Origin of the sequence: Desulfotomaculum sp. (assembly GCA_003513005.1) — a bacterium.
Lineage (GTDB): Bacteria > Bacillota > Desulfotomaculia > Desulfotomaculales > Nap2-2B > 46-80.
In genome coordinates this window covers 41,472-42,994 of the sequence record DOTD01000033.1, presented here as the reverse complement: position 1 = coordinate 42,994, position 1,523 = coordinate 41,472, and the positions used below count along the sequence as shown (strand labels likewise).

Here is a 1,523-nt window from a genome sequence, read left to right as displayed (position 1 = left end):
TCCATAACGGAGCCTGACTGGGGTGAAATCGGCCTGTACAGCCGGCTTCCGTCCATTGATTTGGTAGCAAATCCGGCGACTTACCGGGTCCCGGGGTCACAGGATGAAGCTTTCCCGGTTATCGAGCTAATCTCCGGGGCTATCACCAGGCGGCAGGACAGGTTCTTGAATGAACGGGAAGGGTATCTGGAGAGGGAGGACGATCTGCTGTACTACGCCCTGATCAGCAGCTGCTCAAACCAGGTTACAAATGGGCTTATCAGCAGCCGCGGCCTTGGCCAATTTGAGGCTCTTGCCACCACACTTTCCAGTTCTTTAAATCTCTTCGTTGTCGGGCAGGATTTTTCGGCAATGGCCCGTGCGGCTTCAAAGGTTGTAGAAATGGGAGGAGGAATAGCCCTTATTGAAAAGGGGGGAATCTCATTTTCTTTTCCCCTGAAACTGGCGGGCGTAATGAGCACACAAAGTTTTGCCGAAGCAGCCGTAAAAATACAGGAGCTTGATGAAAAGGCAAGCGCTCTGGGCTACAAATACAATGACATATGCTTTTCGCTTTTATTTCTGACCTGTGATTCCCTTCCCGTTTTGAGAATAACTGCTTCGGGAATTATTGATGTTAAAAACAAAAGGACGGTTGTCCCCAGCCGCAAATTAAACCCTGGAGAATGCAGATGACCCTGATAAAGATGTGCACGGGCATTACTCTCAGCGGGATATCTTTTACCCTATTCTTCTGTTCCCGGAGGTAAAAATTTTTTGAAAACAGCGAAAGTTGAAGAGTCTCTGGGTTTAATCAGCGTTGCCAGGGGAACCGGGGAAGCGGATCTTTACCTTGACGGCGGCAATTTGGTAAATGTGTTCAGTGGGGAAATATACCCGGCAAATGTTGCTGTCTGGAATGGAAGGATCGCCTATGTAGGACTGAGCAGAAAAATGGTCGGATCAAATACTCGGGTGATTGACGCCGGAGGCTGTTATCTTTGTCCCGGTTTGATCGAAGCGCATTTTCACCCCTGGTTTGTTTACAACCCGGTCAGCATCATGGAGGCAGCCCTGGCCGGCGGCACTACCACAATACTCTGTGACGGCCTCATTTTTTATATCAGCCTCGGCGCCGAACGGTTTCTAAAGATGTTAGAAGCCCTGGAAAACTACCCTTTAAGACTTTTTTGGACAGCCAGGATTGCACCTCAGTCCCCTTATCCCGAAGAAACGGAATCTTTCTCTATTGAAAACTTAAAAAAAGTCTTTCTCGACCCCCATGTCCTGAAAGTGGGTGAGATTACCCGGTGGCCGATGCTTATCCAGGGGGACGGAAGCCTTGTCGAAAAAGTCAACCTGGCTAAAAAAGCGGGACTGGGTATAGATGGACATACAGCAGGCAGTTCCTACGAACTGCTTAACGCAGTAGCCGCCGCCGGTGTAAATTCATGCCATGAAGCAATAACCGCCGATGAAATCGCCGACAGGGTACGCCTTGGCTTATGGACTATGCTGCGATACAGTTCTCTGCGTCCGGACCT

The 1,523-nt window shown here is 49.6% G+C and carries 2 protein-coding genes; both read left to right on the top strand.

What is annotated here, in order from left to right; all coding sequences use genetic code 11:
- On the top strand, positions 1–675 hold a 675-nt coding region (locus DEH07_03945; protein ID HBY03689.1), incomplete at its 5' end, for a hypothetical protein.
- Positions 676–756: 81 nt separating this feature from the next.
- A partial coding sequence (locus DEH07_03940; GenBank protein HBY03688.1) for an adenosine deaminase occupies positions 757–1,523 on the top strand: 767 nt, incomplete at its 3' end.